This is a genomic window from Streptomyces sp. NPDC005202, from assembly GCF_040608235.1.
GTDB lineage: Bacteria > Actinomycetota > Actinomycetes > Streptomycetales > Streptomycetaceae > Streptomyces.
Genome location: NZ_JBEXHW010000007.1, coordinates 213508 through 232144, shown reverse-complemented (window position 1 = coordinate 232144; position 18637 = coordinate 213508). Strand labels below are relative to the sequence as shown.

The following is an 18637-nucleotide window of genomic DNA, read 5'->3' as shown; positions in this document are numbered from 1 at the left end:
AGACCATGCGGTCCTGTGTCGTATCCGGTATTAGACCCCGTTTCCAGGGCTTGTCCCAGAGTGCAGGGCAGATTGCCCACGTGTTACTCACCCGTTCGCCACTAATCCCCGGCCGAAGCCGGTTCATCGTTCGACTTGCATGTGTTAAGCACGCCGCCAGCGTTCGTCCTGAGCCAGGATCAAACTCTCCGTGAATGTTTACCGGTAATCCGGTGACACATCACGAGAGCGGAACCAAGAGGAGGAATAGTCCCCTCGGTTCACAGCGTCCTCGCTGTGTTTTTTCAAAGGAACCTCGCCCCAGCAGGTGCTGGAGACGGGGTATCAACATATCTGGCGTTGACTTTTGGCACGCTGTTGAGTTCTCAAGGAACGGACGCTTCCTTCGTACTCACCCTCTCGGGCTTTCCTCCGGGCGCTTCCCTTCGGTGTTTCCGACTCTATCAGATCTTTTCTTGATCCGATTCCCGGTCGGCGGGAGTTGCCTCAAGCCTGCGGGCTTTTGCCCGTCGGCCTTTCGGCATTCGCTACGTTAGCCGATTCTTCCGCGGACTCATAATCGAGTCCCGCGAGTTCGAATTCAGGCATGCGGGCATGCCAAATTCGACCCCGCTGAGGGGTAATCGTAGGTAGTGGGTTGGCCGCTCCGGCTGCAGGCGTTCGCCGTACCCGGTTCAGCGGCTCGGGCTACCTTACGCACCTTCCAGGGGCGCGTCAACTTCGGCGGCGCCTCGGTACATGGGACCGATACGGGCTCACCGTCGGGTCGTCGGCGACCCAGAAGCGCCAGGGATGGACGCTGCCGTCCCCGGCCACTCCCGTGCGCGGCCCGTTGCGTACCTGGTCGGGCGGCACCTGGGTGCCAGCCAGGATCCGCAGGGGCGTATCGCCGGCGGCGCAGGCGTCGGTGCCGTCCAGGGCCCGGTCCACGTCCAGGGCCGTGGCCAGGCGCGCCGGTCCTTTGGCCAGTTCCTTGTCATTGCGGGCCGAGACTCGACGTTTGCGGGCCAGCTCGGCGCCCTCGATGATCTCGCCGGCGCGGAGCAGGACCGCGCTCGCCCGGCCCTCCGGTCCGCACACCAGGTTCATGCAGTGCCACATGCCGTAGGTGAAGTAGACGTACACATGGCCGGGCGGACCGAACATCACGCCGTTGCGGGCCGTGCGGCCGCGATAGGCGTGGGAGCCGGGGTCGTTCGGGCCGTCGTAGGCCTCGACCTCCGTGAGGCGGAGGGCGATCGTACCGTGCGGAGTCGTCCGTACGAGGATGCGGCCCAGGAGGTCGGGGGCGACCTCCAGGACGGGGCGGTCGAAGAACTCTCTGGGTAGGGGCGTACGGTCCGTGGGCGCGATCATGGCGTCCGAGCCTAATCCAGACGGGTGTGTGCCAAGGGGTGGTCAGGGATCCGTCCCGTTGCCACGGTGTGGGCGCGGAACCGGTCGCGGTCGGATCGCGTATGTAGGGATCGAGGATCCACACGTAAAGGGAGAGTCATGGCGTTCAAGAAGCTGCTCGCGAGCCTGGGGGCCGGCGGGGCCTCGGTCGAGACGGTGCTGAACGAGGTCAATGTCGTTCCGGGCGGCGTCGTCCAGGGCGAGGTGCGGATCCAGGGTGGGTCCGTCAACCAGCAGATCGAGGGGCTGTCGGTCGGACTGCAGGCCAAGGTCGAGGTGGAGAGCGGCGATCAGGAGTACAAGCAGGACATCGAGTTCACCAAGGTGCGGCTCGGTGGTGCCTTCGAGCTGCAGGCGGGGGCCGTGCACGCGGTGCCGTTCGGGCTCGACATCCCGTGGGAGACGCCGATCACGATGATCGACGGGCAGTCGCTGCGGGGCATGCACATTGGTGTGACCACGGAGCTGGAGATCGCGCGTGCGGTGGACTCCGGTGACCTGGACCCGATCAACGTGCACCCGCTGCCGGCACAGAAGGCGATCCTGGACGCCTTCATCCAGCTCGGCTTCCGCTTCAAGAACGCGGACATGGAGCGCGGCCACATCCGCGGTACGCGGCAGCGGCTGCCGTTCTACCAGGAGATCGAGTTCTACCCGCCGTCGCAGTACCGGGGGCTGAACCAGGTCGAGTTGAGTTTCGTGGCCGATGAGCACGCGATGGACGTCGTGCTGGAGATGGACAAGAAGCCGGGGCTGTTCAGCGAGGGCAGCGACACGTTCCGGTCGTTCCAGGTGGGTCTGCACGACTACCAGGGGACCGACTGGGCGGCGTATCTGCACCAGTGGATCTCCGAGGTCGGCAGCAGGCGCAACTGGTTCTAGGCTCGGGAACTGATGATTCCGCTGACCAGGAATCACCCAGGAACCGATCAGGAGGTACCGAGGTGACCGAGCACAAGAGGCGGCCGCTCCCCCACGACTTTCATCCGCCCGTGCCGTCCTTCACGGTCACGAGTGACGACGTCCACGAGGGCGCGACGCTCAAGGAGGCTCAGGTGCTCGCGGGCGGGAACGTCTCGCCGCACCTGCGCTGGGAGGGTTTCCCGCCCGAGACCAAGAGCTTCGCCGTGACCTGCTACGACCCGGACGCCCCGACGGGCAGCGGGTTCTGGCACTGGGTCGTGTTCGACATCCCGGCCTCGGTCACGGAACTGCCGGCGGGGGCGGGCAGCGGCAGGTTCGAGGGGCTGCCCGAGGGGGCCGTGCACGCGCGGAACGACTACGGGACGAAGGACTTCGGCGGTGCCGCGCCGCCTCCCGGGGACGGGCCGCACCGCTATGTGTTCACGGTGTACGCCGTGGACCAGGAGAAGCTCGGTCCGGACTCGGATGCCTCTCCCGCGGTGGTGGGCTTCAACCTGCGGTTCCACACGATTGCGCGGGCCCAGCTGATCGGCGAGTACGAGAACCCCGACAAGGGCTGAGTCAGCCGAGCGTTCACTGAACGTTTGCCCGCCTCTGGTCTTGGAAGTGATCAGAGGCGGGCATTTTTGTTGCCGGGGGCGCGAGGGTCACCCCTCGTGGAGCAGCAGATATTGCGTTGTCCATCCCGACGTGCCCGGCCAGAGTTGATCCAGCCCGCCAAGGGGTGGGCCGGTGCACACGGGAGGTGGGCTGGTATGCGGGACACGCTGGTACTGAACGCGAGCTTCGAGCCGTTGTCGACGGTGACGCTGAACCGAGCCGTCGTTCTGGTGCTCCAGGACAAGGCCGTCGTCGAGCAGGTCCACCCCGAACTGCGGATGCGCGGAGCCGCGGTCGACATACCGGCGCCCCGGGTGATCCGGCTGTGCAGGTACGTACGGGTGCCCTTCCGAAGACAAGCACCGTGGTCGAGGCGGGGTGTGCTGGTACGGGACCGGCACCGGTGCGCGTACTGCGGAAGGCGGGCGACGACCGTGGACCACGTGGTCCCGCGGTCGCAGGGCGGGCAGGACACCTGGCTGAACACGGTGGCCGCGTGCGCGGAGGACAACCACCGCAAGGCCAACCGGACTCCGGAGCAGGCGGGGATGCCGCTGCTGCGGCAGCCGTTCGAGCCGACGCCGGCGGATGCGATGCTGCTGGCGCTGGGGCAGGACGACTTCGACGCGCTGCCGGAGTGGCTGGTGCAGTCGGCGGCGTAGGCGACAGCCGTACGCAGGACTCGGGCCCACCTTCCAACGGAGGTGGGCCCCAGTGTCGTACGGCCGCCGTTGGGTCAGTCGATGGACGGCTTCTCGCGGCGCTCCGGGCCAGAACCGCCGCTGTTGCCGGACGTTCCGGAGTTCCCGCTGCCGCCCGAACCTCCGCCCATCGGGCCGAAGTTGCCGATGGCGCCGGACAAGCCCTTGAGGGCGTCGCCGATCTCGCTGGGGACGATCCAGAGCTTGTTGGCGTCGCCCTCGGCGATCTTCGGGAGCATCTGCAGGTACTGGTAGGCGAGCAGCTTCTGGTCGGGGTCGCCGGCGTGGATGGACTCGAAGACGGTGCGGATGGCCTGGGCCTCGCCCTCGGCGCGCAGGGCGGCGGCCTTGGCCTCACCCTCGGCCCGCAGGATCTGGGACTGCTTCTCGCCCTCGGCGGTGAGGATGGCGGCCTGGCGCGTACCTTCCGCGGTGAGGATCGCGGCGCGCTTGTCGCGGTCGGCGCGCATCTGCTTCTCCATCGAGTCCTGGATGGAGGTCGGGGGCTCGATGGCCTTCAGTTCGACGCGGTTGACGCGGATGCCCCACTTGCCGGTGGCCTCGTCGAGGACGCCGCGCAGGGCCGCGTTGATCTCCTCGCGGGAGGTCAGGGTGCGCTCGAGGTCCATGCCGCCGATGATGTTGCGCAGCGTGGTGACGGTGAGCTGCTCGATGGCCTGGATGTAGCTGGCGACCTCGTAGGTGGCGGCCCGGGCGTCGGTCACCTGGTAGTAGATGACGGTGTCGATGTTGACGACCAGGTTGTCCTGGGTGATCACCGGCTGCGGCGGGAACGGCACGACCTGTTCGCGCAGGTCGATGCGGTTGCGGATGGTGTCGATGAACGGGACGACGATGTTGAGGCCCGCGTTGAGTGTCCGCGTGTAACGGCCGAAGCGCTCGACGATGGCGGCGCTGGCCTGCGGGATGACTTGGATGGTCTTGATCAGGGCGATGAAGACCAACACCACCAGAATGATCAAGACGATGATGACCGGTTCCATCGTCGGCTCCCCGTACCCTTCTCCGCCTCGGCGCTTTCGGAAGATCTTATGGCTGTTGAAGATCTTGCTGGTCGAGTCTGACAGACCGTCGCGTGCCTCGTGGGGTGTTCGGATCATCTGCGTCCTGCGAGGTCACAAGACGATCGCCGTCGCCCCGTCAATGTCGACGACGTCCACCTCCTGGCCCACTTCATAGGCGCGGTCGGTGTCGAGGGAGCGCGCCGACCAGACTTCCCCGGCGAGCTTGATCCGGCCGCCGGAGCCGTCGACTCGCTCCAGTACGACGGCCTGCTTGCCCTTCAAGGCGTCTATGCCGGTGGCGAGTTGGGGTCGCTGCGCGCTGTGCCGGGCCGCGATGGGCCGTACGACGGCGATGAGGGCGACCGAGACGACGATGAGGGCGAGTACCTGAATCACGACGTCGAAGCCGAGCCCGGCGACGACCGCGGCGGCGACGGCACCCACCGCGAGCATGCCGAACTCCGGCATCGCGGTCACCACGAGCGGGATGCCGAGTGCTGCCGCGCCGACGAGCCACCACACCCATGCGTCGATGTCGTTCACATGGTCATGGTAGAACCGCGGGTCGTGCCGCGGACAGGGCGCGAAGGGGGGCTGCTCAGGACAGCGGGAGGCCCTGAGCGGTCCAGCGGTCGCCGACCTGTTCGACGACGAGCGGGAGACCGAAGCAGAGGGAGAGGTTGCGGGAGGTGAGTTCCAGCTCGATCGGACCGGCGGTCAGCACCTTGCCCTGGCGGATCATCAGGACGTGGGTGAAGCCGGGGGCGATCTCCTCGACGTGGTGCGTGACCATGATCATCGAGGGGGCGATCGGGTCGCGGGCGAGCCGGCCGAGGCGGCGTACGAGGTCCTCGCGGCCGCCGAGGTCGAGGCCGGCCGCGGGCTCGTCGAGGAGCAGCAGCTCGGGGTCGGTCATCAGGGCGCGGGCGATCAGGGTGCGCTTGCGCTCGCCCTCGGAAAGGGTGCCGAACCTGCGGTCGAGGTAGTCGCTCATGCCGAGGCGGTCGAGGAAGGCGCGGGCGCGCTGCTCGTCGACGTCCTCGTACTCCTCCTGCCAGCCGGCCGTCATGCCGTACGCGGCGGTCAGCACGGTCTGCAGCACGGTCTGGCGTTTGGGGAGCTTCTCGGCCATGGCGATGCCGGCCACGCCGATGCGGGGGCGCAGCTCGAAGACGTCGACCTTGCCGAGGGTCTCGCCGAGGATGGTGGCGGTGCCCTTGCTGGGGAAGAGGTAGCTGGAGGCGACGTTCAGGAGGGTGGTCTTGCCGGCGCCGTTGGGGCCGAGGATGACCCAGCGCTCGCCCTCCTTGACCGACCAGGAGACCTGGTCCACCAGAGCCCGGCCCTCACGGACCACGGATACGTCCTGAAGCTCCAGAACATCGCTCATGAGCGCGTTGTCTCCCCTTGCAGTGTGCCGGTCTCGGCTGTCGCGTACGCCTGTGGCTCGGTCCGCCGCGCCGGTGGACGCAGCCCTCAACGAAATCTACGCCACCGGTCGGCCGGGCCGTTCCATCGGTCCGGTCCTTAGGGTGGGGGCATGCACTCGGAACCGCGCTCTGGACGCCTTGCCGCATGGGGAAACGCCCTTTTGGCCGGACTTGTCTCACCGGACGACGCCGTACTCGCCATCGTCGGCGAGGATGCCGTCCACCGGGTGGAGGGGCTGCCCGGCGAGTCGGCGCCCGTCGGGCTCACGCTCGCGCTGGGGCGGCTGCGGGCGCTGGGGGCGACCGGGCTGCGGGTCGCGCTGCCCGCGCCGGGGCATCCGCTGGGGCTGAGCGGGCCGCCGGAGTTCAATGCGCGGGCGATGGACGCCGAGGAGGCGGTGATCTGCCACGGCGCCGCGTTGGGGTTGGTGCCTCAGGTGTACGAGGCCGGGCCCGACGGTGATGTGCATGTCGAGGTCGTGTGGCAGGTGCTGCCGGTGCGGGAGGCTCCGCCGGCCGATGTGCCGTCGCTGGGTGAGGCCGAGCGGGAGCTGGCGGATGCCCTGCGGGAGGCGACCGAGGTGTTGTCGCGGCTTGACGTGGCCGCGTCGGGGCCGGTGGCGGAAGCGGCGATCGACGCGTATCGGGCGCGAGTCGATGCGGCGGCGCGCAACGCCTCGATGGGGGAGGGTGGTCGGGCGACGGGCGGGCCGGGGTGGGAGGTGCTGGCGCCGGGGTATCCACCGCGGGCGGTGCGGGTGCTGGAGCTGGCGCAGCGGGTGGGAATTCTGGTGTCCCTGGCGTACGAGAACGGGCACGGTGGGGCCGTGAGTGCGGCGGAGATGGGGGCGCGGGCAGCTGCGTTGCGGCCGGTGGAGCGGACGGCTCGGCGGGCGCAGGTGGCTGCGTACAACTCCGTTGTGGAGGAGCGGGAGAAGAGGGTGCGGTGAGCGCCGGTTGTCCGGTGTCCGGCAGCGGGGTGAGCGCCTCCTGCCCCCGCTTCGGTCTGCACGGTCTCGTCCTCGAACGCCGGACGGGCTGAGTTTCGCCGGCCTGCGCCGAGAAGTGACCGGCCTCCCGGGAGTGCCCAGGAGGCCGGAGGTCATCGACGGACGCGCGGGGGCCTCAGTTGTTGATGCCGAGGTTGCCGAAGGCCGGGTTCAGGACGCCGATGACGTTGACGCTGTTGCCGACGGCGTTGACCGGGATGTCCACGGGGGCCTGGACGAGGTTGCCCGAGACGACGCCCGGGGAGTGCTCGGCCTGGCCGCCGGCCCACGCGCCGTTGGTGGCGGAGGCCATACCGCCACCGGCCGCGATCAGACCGCCGGCCACCATCGTCACGGCCGCTGCCTTCTTCAGGTTCTTCACTTCTAACCCCTCCTGTGACTGCCGCGGCAGTCGCCGCAGCACGCACTGGAGAACGGCGGAGATCCACGGAGGATGCGCCATCTGGGGGACATTCCCACGACGGTATGAATCTCAGTCCGGAGCGGAACCTTCCGTATTGCCGTGGGCAAGACGTGTCAGCCGGTCACGCCATGGCGTACGGCCCACAGCGCGGCCTGGGTGCGGTCCGCGAGGTCGAGCTTCATCAGGATGTTCGACACATGGGTCTTGACGGTCTTCTCGGAGAGCACCAGGGCGCGGGCGATCTCGCGGTTCGAGCGGCCGTCCGCTATCAGGCCGAGCACCTCGCGTTCCCGCTCCGTGAGCGAACTTCCTCTGCCCTGGCCGGAGTTGGCCCGCTCCTGGGACAACAACGCGTCCGCGACCTCGGGTTGCAGCAGGATGTGCCCGGCGTGCACCGAGCGGATGGCACCCGCGAGCGCGTCGGGGTCCACGTCCTTGTAGACGTACCCGGCGGCGCCCGCGCGCAGGGCCGGGACCACCGTGCGCTGCTCGGTGAAGCTGGTGACGATCAGCACGCGCGCGGGGTTGTCGAGTTCGCGGAGCCGGCGCAGCGCCTCGACGCCGTCCATGACCGGCATCTTGACGTCCATGAGGACGACGTCGGGCTTCAGTTCCTCGGCCAGGGCGACTCCTTCGGCGCCGTCCGCCGCCTCGCCCACGACCTCTATGTCGTCCTGCACCTCCAGGAAGGTGCGCAGGCCCCGGCGGACCACCTGGTGGTCGTCGACGAGCAGCACCTTGATTGGGTCAGCCACCGGGGACCTCCATCTCGATCGCGGTGCCCTTGCCGGGCGCCGAATCCACCGTCAGCCTGCCGCCGACCCCGCTTGCCCGGTCCCGCATGGAGACCAGGCCGAGGTGGCGTCCGGCGCGGCGTACCGCCTTCGGGTCGAAGCCGCTGCCGTCGTCGGTGACCCGGAGGACGGCGCCGCAGCCGCGCCGGTCGAGGGTCACGTCGACGTGCTGCGCCCCCGAGTGCCGCAGCGCGTTGTGCAGGGCCTCCTGGGCGACGCGGAGCATGGCCTCCTCCTGGGCGGCCGGGAGCGCGCGGAAGCTACGGGCGGCGAAGGTCACGCGCGCGGTGTGGGCGCGGTCGAGGACCTGGATCTGGGTGCGGAGGGTGCCGATCAGGCCGTCCTCGTCGAGGGCTGCGGGGCGCAACTCCACGACGGCGGCGCGCAGTTCGTCGGCGGCCTCGGCGGCGAGCGCGGCCACCTGCTGCAACTCGCCCTTGGCGCGCACCGGGTCGCGGTCGACGAGGGCGGCGGCGGCCTGGGCCGTCAGGCGCAGGGAGAACAGCTTCTGGCTGACCGCGTCGTGCAGCTCGTGGGCGAGGCGGGAGCGCTCCTCGGCGATGGTCAGCTCGCGGCTGCGTTCGTAGAGGCGGGCGTTGGTGAGGGCGATCGCGGCGTGCTGGGCGAGGATCGACAGGAGTTCCTCGTCCTCCTCGGTGAAGCCGCAACTTCCTTCTGGTTTGGGGCAGTTCTTGTTCGCGAGGAAGAGCGCCCCGATGACCTCGTCGCCGTCACGGATGGGCAGGCCCAGGAAGTCGGACATCTCGGGGTGGGCGGACGGCCAGCCCTCGAAGCGCGGGTCCTTGCGCACGTCGGCGAGGCGCTCGGGCTTTGCCTCCTGGAGCATCGCGGCGAGGATGCCGTGCTGGCGCGGGAGCGGGCCGATGGCCCGCCACTGCTCGTCGCTGACACCGTCGACCACGAACTGGGCGAAACCTCCGTGGTCGTCCGGGACGCCGAGGGCGGCGTACTGCGCGTCGAGCAGCTCGCGGGCCGAGGCGACGATCGTCTTCAGGACGTCTCGCACCTCGAGGTGCCTGCTCATGGCCAGCAGCGCGGAGCTCACCGCGGCGAGGCCGGACCGGGGGCCTTGACTCATGCCCTCACGGTACCGGCGGGGTGTGACAGCGCGGATCGGACCTGTGACGGCCGCCGCCTAGGACGGTGGGCCTAGGGCCGCAGACGTGGGCGGGTGTGGTGGGCGGCTGGGACCCGTCGGGCGTCCTAGGGCGAAGGGCCCCGCCGCTTTGCGGCCCGCGTCCGAGGCGGTGCGGGGTGCCCCGTTCCTACGGTGAACGCCACGCCGATCAGGAGGCGCACACGACAAGGGACGGATGTCATGCCGGTAGCGATCATCACGGGGGCTTCCAAGGGGCTGGGGCGGGCGCTGGCCGAGGCGCTGGCCGCGCGCGGCTGGGATCTGGTGCTCGACGCCAGGGACGCCGGGGTCCTCACGCGGGCGGCTCGGGCCGTCTCCGCGCACGGAGCGCGGGTGGAGGCCCTGCCCGGCGACGTCACGGACGCCGGGCACCGGGCCGAGCTGGTGGCGACGGCGCGCAAGCTGGGGGGCGTCGACCTGGTGGTGCACAACGCGAGCGCGCTGGGGGCCGAGCCGCTGGTACGGCTGGCGGAGCTGCCCCTGGAGGGGCTGCGGCGGGCGCTGGAGGTGAACACGGTCGCCGCGCTGGGCCTGGTCCAGGAGGCACTGCCGCTGCTGCGGGAGTCGGCGGCGGGCACGTTGATCACCGTCAGTTCGGACGCGGCCGCCGAGGCCTACGAGATGTGGGGCGGCTACGGGGCGTCGAAGGCGGCGCTGGACCACCTGGCGGCCGTGCTCGCCGTGGAGGAGCCGCAGCTGCGGGTGTGGGCGGTCGACCCCGGGGACATGGCGACCGACCTGTACGCGGCGGCCGTACCGGACGACGACGCGCCGCGTCCTGCGCCGGCCAGTGTGGTTCCGGCCTTCCTGCGGCTGCTGGACGAGCGTCCGGTGAGCGGCCGCTACGGGGCGCCGTCCCTGCTGGAGGGGCGATGACGTCGGCGGTGCAGGTACCGCAGGAGCTGTCGGCGCGGGTGCCGGTCGAGCAGCGCGGCCCCGGGCTGGACCGGGATGCCGTACGGCTGTTGGTGTCGCGTGGGACGGAGGTGTCCCACCACACCTTCGGGGAGCTGCCGTGGCTGCTCGAGGCCGGAGACCTGCTCGTGGTGAACACCTCCCCCACGCTGGCCGCCGCGGTGGACGGGCGGATCGGGCACGCGCGCGTGGTGGTGCACTTCTCCACGCGCGGGGACGACGGGCGCTGGGCGGTGGAGCTGCGGGATCCGGACGGGCGGGGCACCACGCGCGCGCGTGCGGGCGGGCCCGCGGGTACGCAGGTGCAGCTGCCCGGGGGCGTACGGCTGGTGCTGGAGGAGCCGCTCAGCGCGGGGAGCGAGCGGTTGTGGTGGGCGCGGGCGGCGGGGTCGGAGGTCTTCGGGGTGCTCCGGGAGCACGGCCGGCCCATTCGCTACTCCTACACGGAGCGGGACCAGCCGCTGTCCGTGTACCAGACGGTGTTCGCGGTGCCGTCCCCCGACGGGGCGGGCAGTGCGGAGATGCCGAGTGCGGCGCGGCCCTTCACGGCGCGGCTGGTGGCGGAGCTGGTGAGCCGGGGGGTGCAGTTCGCCCCGATCACGCTGCACACGGGGGTGGCCTCGACCGAGGCGCACGAGCCGCCGTATCCGGAGCGGTTCTCGGTGCCGGAGGCGTCGGCGCGGCTGCTCAACGCGGCGAAGGCCGGTGCGGGACGGGTGATCGCGGTCGGGACCACGGCGGTGCGGGCCGTGGAGTCCGCCACCGGGCCGGACGGGGTGGTCCGGGCGGCCGCCGGGTGGACCGATCTCGTGGTCACGCCCGAGCGCGGGGTGCGGGTCGTCGACGGGCTGCTGACCGGGCTGCACGAACCGGAGGCCTCGCATCTGCTGATGCTGGAGGCGGTCGCGGGACGGGCGGCGATCGACCGAAGTTATGAGCAGGCCCTGCGCGGCCACTACTTGTGGCACGAGTTCGGCGATGTGCACCTCCTCCTCCCGGAGGAGACCGCTCACATAGAGCATTGCAGTGGCAACTGTCGGTGAGAAAACCTTTCCGCCGATGTGAGGACGCGCATAGGACGCGGATCACGTACGAACGGATATAGGAGACACGCAACCCCTTGCGAACGGGACAGATGGCCCTGTCTGTCCCGTTTCGTCTGTTCCCGCTCCACTAGCGGGCATCGTACGTCACACCTTTGCCTCCGGTTTTTGCGGCCGCTAACAATGGCTGCCGTCGCTCAGCGCCGCGGGTTCCGTCCGCAGCGTTCGTGCGGGAAGAGCACCTTTCCCCGCAGCCCGGAGAGCGACCTCCGCGCTACTCGAAGAGGTCCATTTCCCCATGCTCGAAAACACCAGCATCCGCCGTCGCAGTCGTGCCCTGACCAAAACCCACAAGATCGCGCTCACCGGTGTCGCCACCCTCGGCGCCGCCGCCCTCGCCTTCTCCGCCGCTCCCGGCGAGGCGCACACGACGACCACGACCGAGGCCGTCTCCTCGGCCCCGGTGCAGTTCAGCTCCGCGCCGATCAAGGACGTCAAGGCCAGCGTCACCGACCAGCTCGCCGGCGCCAGCCTGAAGATCCAGGCCATCGAAGCCAGGAAGAAGGCCGCCGCCGAGGCCGCCGCGAAGCAGAAGGCCGAGGTTGCCGCGAAGCAGAAGGCCGAGGTTGCCGCGAAGAAGGCCGCCGCCCAGGCCGCCGCCCGGAAGAAGGCGGAGCAGGCGCGCCAGGCCAAGGCTGCCGCCAGCCGCTCCGCGCAGCGCCCGCAGATGCAGCCGGTCGCCGCCAAGACCTACGCCAACAACCTGGACGGCTGGATCCGGCAGGCGCTGGACATCATGAAGCAGCACAACATCCCGGGCTCCTACAGCGGGCTGCACCGCAACATCATGCGGGAGTCCTCGGGCAACCCGAACGCCATCAACAACTGGGACATCAACGCCATCAACGGCGTCCCGTCGAAGGGTCTGCTCCAGGTCATTCCGCCGACCTTCAACGCCTACCACGTGGCCGGCACGTCGTGGAACATCTACGACCCGGTCGCCAACATCACCGCCGCCGCCAACTACGCGGCCCACCGGTACGGCTCGATCGACAACGTCAACAGCGCGTACTGAGGTCGGCGCGGGCCTCTGACGATACGCGGAAGGGCGGCACCCCATGTGAGGTGCCGCCCTTCGTGTCGTACGGGCGCGGTTACTTGCGCATGACCTCCGGCTCGTGGCGGCGCAGGAAGCGGGCCACGAGGAAGCCGCAGATGACGCCTATGACGATCAGCGCAGCCATGTCGAGCCCCCAGGCGGAGGCCTCGTGGTTCCACAGCGGATCCGTGTTGGTCGGATCGTCGGTGTTCGGGGCGATGTTGTTGAAGTCCAGCGTGGCACCGGCGGCGGCCACCGCCCAGCGCGACGGCATCAGGTAGGAGAACTGGTTGACGCCGACAGTGCCGTTCAGGGTGAACAGGCAGCCGGTGAACACGACCTGGACGATCGCGAACATCACCAGCAGCGGCATGGTCTTCTCGGCGGTCTTCACCAGCGAGGAGATGACCAGGCCGAACATCATCGAGGTGAAGCCGAGCGCCATGATCGGCAGGCACAGCTCGAACAGCGTCGCGTTGCCGAGGATCAGGCCCTTGTCGGGGATCTCACGGCTGGAGAACCCGATCAGACCGACCATGAGGCCCTGCAGCACAGTGACGGCACCGAGCACGACCACCTTGGACATCAGGTACGCCGAGCGGGACAGGCCGGTCGCGCGTTCCCGCTCGTAGATGACCCGTTCCTTGATCAGCTCACGGACGGAGTTCGCGGCGCCCGCGAAGCACGCGCCGACCGCGAGGATCAGCAGGACGGTGGTCGCCGTGCCGTTCGGGATGTGCACGCCGGTCCGCGGGTTCACCGGGTTCACCAGCAGGCCCTTGTTGTGGTCGATCAGCAGGCTGACCGCGCCGAGCACCGCCGGCAGGATCACCGTCAGCGCCAGGAAGCCCTTGTCGGAAGCGATGACCGCCACGTACCGCCGGATCAGGGTCAGCAGCTGCGAGCCCCAGCCCTGCGGCTTGGGCGGCTTCATCGCCTGCGGCGAAGGCATGTGTACGGACTGCGGGGCAACGGCGTCGATGTCCGCGGCGTACATCTGGTAGTGCTGCGAGCCCTTCCAGCGGCCCGCCCAGTCGTAGTCGCGGTAGTTCTCGAAGGCGGAGAAGACGTCGGCCCAGCTGTCGTAGCCGAAGAAGTTCAGCGCCTCCTCCGGCGGGCCGAAGTAGGCGACGGAGCCGCCCGGCGCCATCACGAGCAGCTTGTCGCACAGCGCCAGCTCGGCCACGGAGTGGGTGACGACCAGGACCGTACGGCCGTCGTCGGCGAGGCCGCGCAGCAGCTGCATGACGTCGCGGTCCATACCCGGGTCCAGGCCGGAGGTCGGCTCGTCCAGGAAGATCAGCGACGGCTTGGTGAGCAGCTCCAGGGCCACCGAGACGCGCTTGCGCTGGCCGCCGGAGAGGGAGGTGACCTTCTTCTCCTTGTGGATGTCCAGCTTCAGCTCGCGCAGCACCTCGTCGATGCGCGCCTCGCGCTCGGCGGCCGTGGTGTCGGCCGGGAAGCGCAGCTTGGCCGCGTACTTCAGGGCCTTCTTGACGGTCAGCTCCTTGTGCAGGATGTCGTCCTGCGGGACCAGACCGATGCGCTGGCGCAGCTCGGCGAACTGCTTGTAGAGGTTCCGGTTGTCGTAGAGGACCTCGCCCTGGTCGGCGGGGCGGTAACCGGTGAGCGCCTTCAGCAGCGTCGACTTGCCGGAGCCGGACGGGCCGATCACCGCGATCAGCGACTTCTCCGGAACTCCGAAGGAGACGTCCTTGAGGATCTGCTTGCCGCCGTCGACCGTCACGGTCAGGTGGCGCGCGGAGAAGGAGACCTCACCGGTGTCGACGAACTCCTCGAGCCGGTCGCCCACGATCCGGAACGTCGAGTGGCCGACGCCCACGATGTCGGTCGGGCCCAGCACCGCGGAGCCGCCCTTGGGGATCGGCTGGCCGTTGACGTACGTGCCGTTGTGCGAACCCAGGTCGCGGATCTCGAAGCGGCCGTCGGGCGTGACGTGGAACTCCGCGTGGTTGCGGGAGACCTGGAGGTCGGAGACGACCAGGTCGTTCTCCAGGGCACGGCCGATGCGCATCACGCGGCCCAGCGAGAACTGGTGGAACGTGGTCGGGCTGCGGTCGCCGTAGACCGGCGGCGCCCCCGCGCCACCACCGGGGCCCTGCTGCTGCGGGATCTGCGGAGCCGCCTGCTGCGACTGCTGCCAACCGGCCTGCGGGGCCGACTGCTGCGGGGGCACCTGCCGGCTCCAGCCGGGGCCCGCGCCCTGGGCGGCGTACGGCTGTTGCTCGGGCTGGGCCTGCGGCGTGGCGACGGCGGCCGCGGCGCCGGAGAGGTTCAGGCGCGGTCCGTCGGTCGCGTTGCCGAGGTGCACCGCCGAGCCGGGGCCGAGCTCCATCTGATGGATCCGCTGGCCCTGCACGAACGTGCCGTTGGTGCTGCCGTGGTCCTCGATGACCCAACTGCGGCCGTTGAAGCTGATCGTGGCGTGGCGCCAGGAGACCCTGGCGTCGTCGAACACGATGTCTCCCTGCGGATCGCGTCCGAGGGTGTATGGCCTGGACGGGTCGAGCGTCCAGGTCCGTCCGTTTGATTCCAGTACGAGTTCCGGCACTCCATGCCCCACTGAGTTGTCCCCCGAGTTACCCCCATCACAGGGAGTCTAGGGATGTCGAACATCGTGGGGAACTATTTCAGGCTCCACCCTCTGACCGAAAGTCGGGCCTAGTGAGTCGGGCCTGGTGAAGAGTGGGTACGCGCGCTTCGACTGTTTCCGTTGACGGGGTTGAAACCGGGCCGGAGAGTGGTAATCCCCCGCGAGGGGGACATGCGCGGCGGTCGCGCCGCACCGCGGATCGGGGGGTCTGCCATGAGCGCTGCCAAGGGTGTCGAGACCGCACGGCACGGCGCACGGTTGCCGTGGGGAGACGTGCTGCTGTCCGCGATCGCCTCCGTGAGCTGGGCGTTGATAGGCATGGCGGGCACGGCCGCGCTGGGCCTGCACCTGCTGGAGGCGGACTCGGCCGGGTCACTCGGACCGATGACCGCGGCGGTGGTGGCACTTGGGGCGGGTGGTTCGGTCACGCCGTCCGGCGATGTGTCCGCGTTCGGTCTGAAAGGGGCGCAGGCGCACACCGCCATCGAGATCACGCCACTGGGTGTGAGCCTGGTCGGCGCGCTCCTTCTGTCGTGGTTCTTCCTGCGGTCCTTGCGCGGGGCCGGAGTTGTGATCCCCCCGTCCGAACTCCTCGCGCGCGCAGGGGCGGTGGTGTCGCTCTTCGTGGTGACGCTGAGCGGGCTGGCCTGGGCGGGGCACGACGTCATCACGATCGACGGGGGTTCGCCAGGACTCGACAAACTGCCCGGTGCCGGCGGGTCCGGGGGCGTGCAGATCCCCGGGCTCGGCGACCTGGGGAACATCGGCGGACTGCTGCCCGACAAGATCGGCAAGCTGATCGACGCCAAGGCAGCGGTCGGCTTCACCGTCGACACGGCGCCCACGCTGCTCGGCGGGCTCGGCTGGTCGGCCGGGATCCTGCTGATCGCGCTGCTCGCCTCGCGCCGCACTCCGCTGCCGCGCGGCTGGGAAGCGGTGCACCGGGTGGTACGGCCGGCCGTGTCCGCGCTCGTCGCGGTGCTGCTGGTCGCGGTGGTCGCCGGGCTCGCGGCGGCGGCGTACGCGACGATCGGCGACGCCCACCCCAGGCGCATCGCCGGGGCGGCACTGCTGGGTGCACCCAACGGGGTGTGGCTCGGCATCCCCATCGGCCTGTTCGTGCCATGGGACGGCAAGGCGACCGGGGAGCTGGCCAAGCTGCTGCCGGATCCGTTGGACAAGCTGCTGACCGTGCACGCGGACCAGCCGGTCACGGTCGGGCATCTGGCCGATCTGGACGGGCGGGTGTGGCTGCTGGGGGTCGCCGCGGCGCTGATGATGCTGCTCGCCGGGGTGCTGACGGCGGTGCGGACACCGGTGGGGGCCGGGGCACGGAGTCCCGGTGCCCTTGGTTTCGCCGGGCGGTGTGCGCTGCGGCTGGGGGTCGTGGCCGCGCTGACGTTTCCGCTGCTCACGTGGCTGACGGAGGTCTCCGTGGGAGCCTCGCTGTCCGTGCTCGGCTTCGACGTGTTCGGCGCGGGGATCGAGCTGCACGGGCACCTGGGCACGGCGTTGCTGCTGGGCGCCGCGTGGGGTGCCGGGGCCGGGGCCGTCGGTGGGCTGCTGGCCGACGCGACAGGGGCCGCGGGGCGGCGGGCGGCGCCGTTGGCACTGGGTGACGCGGAGGTACCGGCTCCGGCGGAAGGCGCCGGGGTCCCGGACTCCGCGGGGCAGGGCAGCCCGTACGCGCCCAGTACGCCGTACCGGCCGCCGAACCCGGCCACCAATCCGTATCTCCGGCTGCCCGACGAGCTGCGGGAGCCGGAGGACGCCCGGCCGCCGGAGAACCGACGGCAGTCGGGCGGACCGTTCCCCTCCGGGCCGACCGGACCCCGGGGTGGTGCGCGGGCGTCCGACGAAACGGCACGGCAGCCTCGGCCGGCGCGACCGCCCGACGACATGTACGGCGCGCCGACGGTGGCCGGGCCCATCGCCCCGCCCCCGCGCCCACCGCAGCGCCGCCCCCGCCCGGGGGACCGGCCTCCGCCACCACCGGACGAGGGTCCTCCGCCGCCGCCCCCACCGCCCCCGCCGAGGGCGCCGAAGGCGCCCAAGAAGTGACCGTGCCCCGGGAAGACGTCGAACCGTTCGCCGCGCGGGCGGACGCCGAGCCGCAAGCGGGCGAGGAAACGGGGTCCGGCGCGCCGTGCGCACCCGGAGCCGTGACCGAGCCGTCAGGTCCCTGCCGCCTGTTCGACACCCAGTGTTCCCTGTCCGCCAGGCGGACCTGAGGGGCACGAGGCACTGGGTGCCGGATACGGTGGAAACACCATGAGCGCTTCGCAGACCTCCGACGTTCCCACCCTGCTCGTCAAGATCTTCGGGAAGGACAGGCCGGGCATCACGGCCGGCCTGTTCGACACCCTCGCGGCCTACTCCGTCGACGTGGTCGACATCGAGCAGGTCGTCACCCGTGGCCGGATGGTGCTGTGCGCGCTCGTGACCCTGCCGCCCGCCGGGCTGGAGGGCGATCTGCGGGCCACCGTGCACAGCTGGGCCGAGTCGATGAAGATGCAGGCGGAGATCATCTCCGGCCACGGCGACAACCGGCCGCGCGGCCTCGGACGCTCGCTGGTCACCGTCCTCGGCCACCCGCTCACCGCGGAGGCGACCGCGCAGATCGCCGCGCGCATCACCAAGGCCGGCGGCAACATCGACCGCATCTTCCGACTGGCCAAGTACCCGGTGACGGCGGTCGAGTTCGCGGTGTCGGGTGTGGAGACGGAGCCGCTGCGCACCGCCCTGGTGACGGACGCGGCGGCACTCGGCGTCGACGTCGCGGTCGTCGCGGCGGGCCTGCACCGGCGGGCGCAGCGCCTGGTCGTCATGGACGTGGACTCGACGCTCATCCAGGACGAGGTGATCGAGCTCTTCGCCGCCCACGCCGGCTGCGAGGACAAGGTCGCCGAGGTGACGGCGGCCGCGATGCGCGGGGAGCTGGACTTCGAGCAGTCGCTGCACGCGCGTGTGGCGCTGCTCGAGGGGCTGGACGCCTCGGTGGTGGACAAGGTGCGCAGCGAGGTCCGGCTGACCCCGGGCGCCCGCACCCTGATCCGCACCCTGAAGCGGCTCGGCTACCAAGTCGGCGTCGTCTCGGGCGGGTTCACCCAGGTCACGGACGATCTCAAGGAGCGGCTGGGGCTGGACTTCGCCCAGGCCAACACGCTGGAGATCGTCGACGGGAAGCTGACGGGCCGGGTCACCGGCGAGATCGTGGACCGGGCGGGCAAGGCGCGGCTGCTGCGCCGGTTCGCCGCCGAGGCGGGCGTACCACTGGCGCAGACCGTGGCGATCGGCGACGGCGCCAACGACCTGGACATGCTGAACGCGGCCGGTCTCGGGGTCGCCTTCAACGCCAAGCCGGTGGTGCGGGAGGCGGCGCACACCGCGGTGAACGTGCCGTTCCTCGACACGGTCCTGTACCTGCTGGGTGTCACCCGCGAAGAGGTCGAGGCGGCGGACGCGCACGAGGAGCACTGAGCGCCCGGGGCGGACCGAGCACCCCGGGCGGACCAGCACCTCGGA

At 70.3% G+C, this 18637-nt stretch carries 17 protein-coding genes and 1 rRNA gene; 9 read left to right on the top strand and 9 right to left on the bottom strand.

The annotated features are described in order from the left end of the window. Positions 1-195: ribosomal RNA gene (locus ABZV31_RS14945) — 16S ribosomal RNA — on the bottom strand; the annotation flags it as partial. Between the two features lie 519 nt (positions 196-714). Beyond that, entirely contained in the window at positions 715-1356 is a 642-nt protein-coding gene (locus ABZV31_RS14940; RefSeq protein WP_355893036.1) for a DNA-3-methyladenine glycosylase, read from the bottom strand. A gap of 138 nt (positions 1357-1494) precedes the next feature. Between ABZV31_RS14940 and ABZV31_RS14935 the strand changes: the two genes are divergently transcribed. The 3 genes from ABZV31_RS14935 to ABZV31_RS14925 all read left to right on the top strand — a co-directional run bounded on the left by ABZV31_RS14935 (position 1495) and on the right by ABZV31_RS14925 (position 3581). After that, positions 1495-2277 (top strand): sporulation protein, encoded by a 783-nt coding sequence (locus ABZV31_RS14935; RefSeq protein ID WP_355893033.1) that lies wholly within the window; start codon positions 1495-1497, stop codon positions 2275-2277. Between the two features lie 62 nt (positions 2278-2339). Continuing rightward, positions 2340-2879, top strand: a complete 540-nt coding sequence (locus tag ABZV31_RS14930) for a YbhB/YbcL family Raf kinase inhibitor-like protein (RefSeq protein WP_355893031.1) — start codon at positions 2340-2342, stop codon at positions 2877-2879. Between the two features lie 195 nt (positions 2880-3074). Continuing rightward, positions 3075-3581, top strand: coding sequence for an HNH endonuclease (locus ABZV31_RS14925; RefSeq protein WP_355893029.1), 507 nt, complete (start codon positions 3075-3077; stop codon positions 3579-3581). 74 nt (positions 3582-3655) lie between these two features. Here ABZV31_RS14925 and ABZV31_RS14920 read toward each other — a convergent pair whose 3' ends face one another. The 3 genes from ABZV31_RS14920 to ABZV31_RS14910 all read right to left on the bottom strand — a co-directional run bounded on the left by ABZV31_RS14920 (position 3656) and on the right by ABZV31_RS14910 (position 6035). Beyond that, positions 3656-4624 carry an SPFH domain-containing protein gene (locus ABZV31_RS14920; RefSeq protein WP_355893028.1) on the bottom strand — a complete coding sequence of 323 codons (969 nt, stop codon included), beginning with the start codon at positions 4622-4624 and terminating at the stop codon, positions 3656-3658. A gap of 132 nt (positions 4625-4756) precedes the next feature. Further along, positions 4757-5188: an NfeD family protein gene (locus ABZV31_RS14915; RefSeq protein WP_355893026.1), complete on the bottom strand. Its 432-nt coding sequence runs from the start codon at positions 5186-5188 to the stop codon at positions 4757-4759. 55 nt (positions 5189-5243) lie between these two features. Continuing rightward, positions 5244-6035: an ABC transporter ATP-binding protein gene (locus tag ABZV31_RS14910; protein ID WP_355893023.1), complete on the bottom strand. Its 792-nt coding sequence runs from the start codon at positions 6033-6035 to the stop codon at positions 5244-5246. Positions 6036-6185: 150 nt separating this feature from the next. Here ABZV31_RS14910 and ABZV31_RS14905 point away from each other — a divergent pair, with 150 nt between their 5' ends. Then, positions 6186-7025 (top strand): hypothetical protein, encoded by an 840-nt coding sequence (locus tag ABZV31_RS14905; RefSeq protein WP_355893020.1) that lies wholly within the window; start codon positions 6186-6188, stop codon positions 7023-7025. A 175-nt stretch (positions 7026-7200) separates the two neighbouring features. Here the strand turns inward: ABZV31_RS14905 and ABZV31_RS14900 are convergent, their stop codons facing one another. The 3 genes from ABZV31_RS14900 to ABZV31_RS14890 form a co-directional block, all read right to left on the bottom strand. Further along, on the bottom strand, positions 7201-7446 hold the full coding sequence (locus tag ABZV31_RS14900; protein ID WP_355893018.1) for a chaplin: 246 nt from the start codon (positions 7444-7446) through the stop codon (positions 7201-7203). 155 nt (positions 7447-7601) lie between these two features. Beyond that, the gene (locus ABZV31_RS14895; RefSeq protein ID WP_355893015.1) at positions 7602-8243 is read right to left on the bottom strand and encodes a response regulator transcription factor; all 642 of its coding nucleotides are present in this window, start codon (positions 8241-8243) and stop codon (positions 7602-7604) included. Continuing rightward, positions 8236-9381, bottom strand: coding sequence for a GAF domain-containing sensor histidine kinase (locus ABZV31_RS14890; RefSeq protein WP_355893012.1), 1146 nt, complete (start codon positions 9379-9381; stop codon positions 8236-8238). Before ABZV31_RS14890 ends, ABZV31_RS14895 begins: the two co-directional genes overlap by 8 nt. Before the next feature lie 240 nt (positions 9382-9621). Here ABZV31_RS14890 and ABZV31_RS14885 point away from each other — a divergent pair, with 240 nt between their 5' ends. The 3 genes from ABZV31_RS14885 (at position 9622) to ABZV31_RS14875 (ending at position 12474) form a co-directional block, all read left to right on the top strand. Next, a complete protein-coding gene (locus tag ABZV31_RS14885; protein WP_355893009.1) occupies positions 9622-10317 on the top strand; it encodes an SDR family oxidoreductase in 696 nt (231 codons plus the stop codon). Beyond that, positions 10314-11399, top strand: coding sequence for an S-adenosylmethionine:tRNA ribosyltransferase-isomerase (locus ABZV31_RS14880; protein WP_355893006.1), 1086 nt, complete (start codon positions 10314-10316; stop codon positions 11397-11399). The genes ABZV31_RS14885 and ABZV31_RS14880 overlap by 4 nt, the downstream gene beginning before the upstream one ends. Positions 11400-11697: 298 nt before the next feature. After that, the gene (locus tag ABZV31_RS14875) at positions 11698-12474 is read left to right on the top strand and encodes a transglycosylase SLT domain-containing protein (RefSeq protein WP_355893003.1); all 777 of its coding nucleotides are present in this window, start codon (positions 11698-11700) and stop codon (positions 12472-12474) included. 79 nt (positions 12475-12553) lie between these two features. Here the strand turns inward: ABZV31_RS14875 and ABZV31_RS14870 are convergent, their stop codons facing one another. Next, a complete protein-coding gene (locus tag ABZV31_RS14870) occupies positions 12554-15070 on the bottom strand; it encodes an FHA domain-containing protein (RefSeq protein WP_355893000.1) in 2517 nt (838 codons plus the stop codon). 255 nt (positions 15071-15325) lie between these two features. Between ABZV31_RS14870 and ABZV31_RS14865 the strand changes: the two genes are divergently transcribed. Continuing rightward, complete coding sequence (locus ABZV31_RS14865; RefSeq protein ID WP_355892997.1) at positions 15326-17173, top strand: streptophobe family protein; 1848 nt, start codon at positions 15326-15328, stop codon at positions 17171-17173. A 210-nt stretch (positions 17174-17383) separates the two neighbouring features. Continuing rightward, a complete protein-coding gene (serB, locus tag ABZV31_RS14860) occupies positions 17384-18592 on the top strand; it encodes a phosphoserine phosphatase SerB (RefSeq protein ID WP_355892995.1) in 1209 nt (402 codons plus the stop codon). Positions 18593-18637 lie beyond the last annotated feature (45 nt).

Excerpts from the sequence above, each read along its gene's own strand:
- ABZV31_RS14940 (WP_355893036.1), bottom strand. The coding sequence starts at position 1,356 with ATGATCGCGCCCACGGACCGTACGCCCCTACCCAGAGAGTTCTTCGAC.
- ABZV31_RS14935 (WP_355893033.1), top strand. The coding sequence starts at position 1,495 with ATGGCGTTCAAGAAGCTGCTCGCGAGCCTGGGGGCCGGCGGGGCCTCG.
- ABZV31_RS14925 (WP_355893029.1), top strand. The coding sequence starts at position 3,075 with ATGCGGGACACGCTGGTACTGAACGCGAGCTTCGAGCCGTTGTCGACG.
- ABZV31_RS14920 (WP_355893028.1), bottom strand. The coding sequence starts at position 4,624 with ATGGAACCGGTCATCATCGTCTTGATCATTCTGGTGGTGTTGGTCTTC.
- ABZV31_RS14910 (WP_355893023.1), bottom strand. The coding sequence starts at position 6,035 with ATGAGCGATGTTCTGGAGCTTCAGGACGTATCCGTGGTCCGTGAGGGC.
- ABZV31_RS14905 (WP_355893020.1), top strand. The coding sequence starts at position 6,186 with ATGCACTCGGAACCGCGCTCTGGACGCCTTGCCGCATGGGGAAACGCC.
- ABZV31_RS14890 (WP_355893012.1), bottom strand. The coding sequence starts at position 9,381 with ATGAGTCAAGGCCCCCGGTCCGGCCTCGCCGCGGTGAGCTCCGCGCTG.
- ABZV31_RS14885 (WP_355893009.1), top strand. The coding sequence starts at position 9,622 with ATGCCGGTAGCGATCATCACGGGGGCTTCCAAGGGGCTGGGGCGGGCG.
- ABZV31_RS14880 (WP_355893006.1), top strand. The coding sequence starts at position 10,314 with ATGACGTCGGCGGTGCAGGTACCGCAGGAGCTGTCGGCGCGGGTGCCG.
- ABZV31_RS14875 (WP_355893003.1), top strand. The coding sequence starts at position 11,698 with ATGCTCGAAAACACCAGCATCCGCCGTCGCAGTCGTGCCCTGACCAAA.
- ABZV31_RS14865 (WP_355892997.1), top strand. The coding sequence starts at position 15,326 with ATGAGCGCTGCCAAGGGTGTCGAGACCGCACGGCACGGCGCACGGTTG.
- serB (WP_355892995.1), top strand. The coding sequence starts at position 17,384 with ATGAGCGCTTCGCAGACCTCCGACGTTCCCACCCTGCTCGTCAAGATC.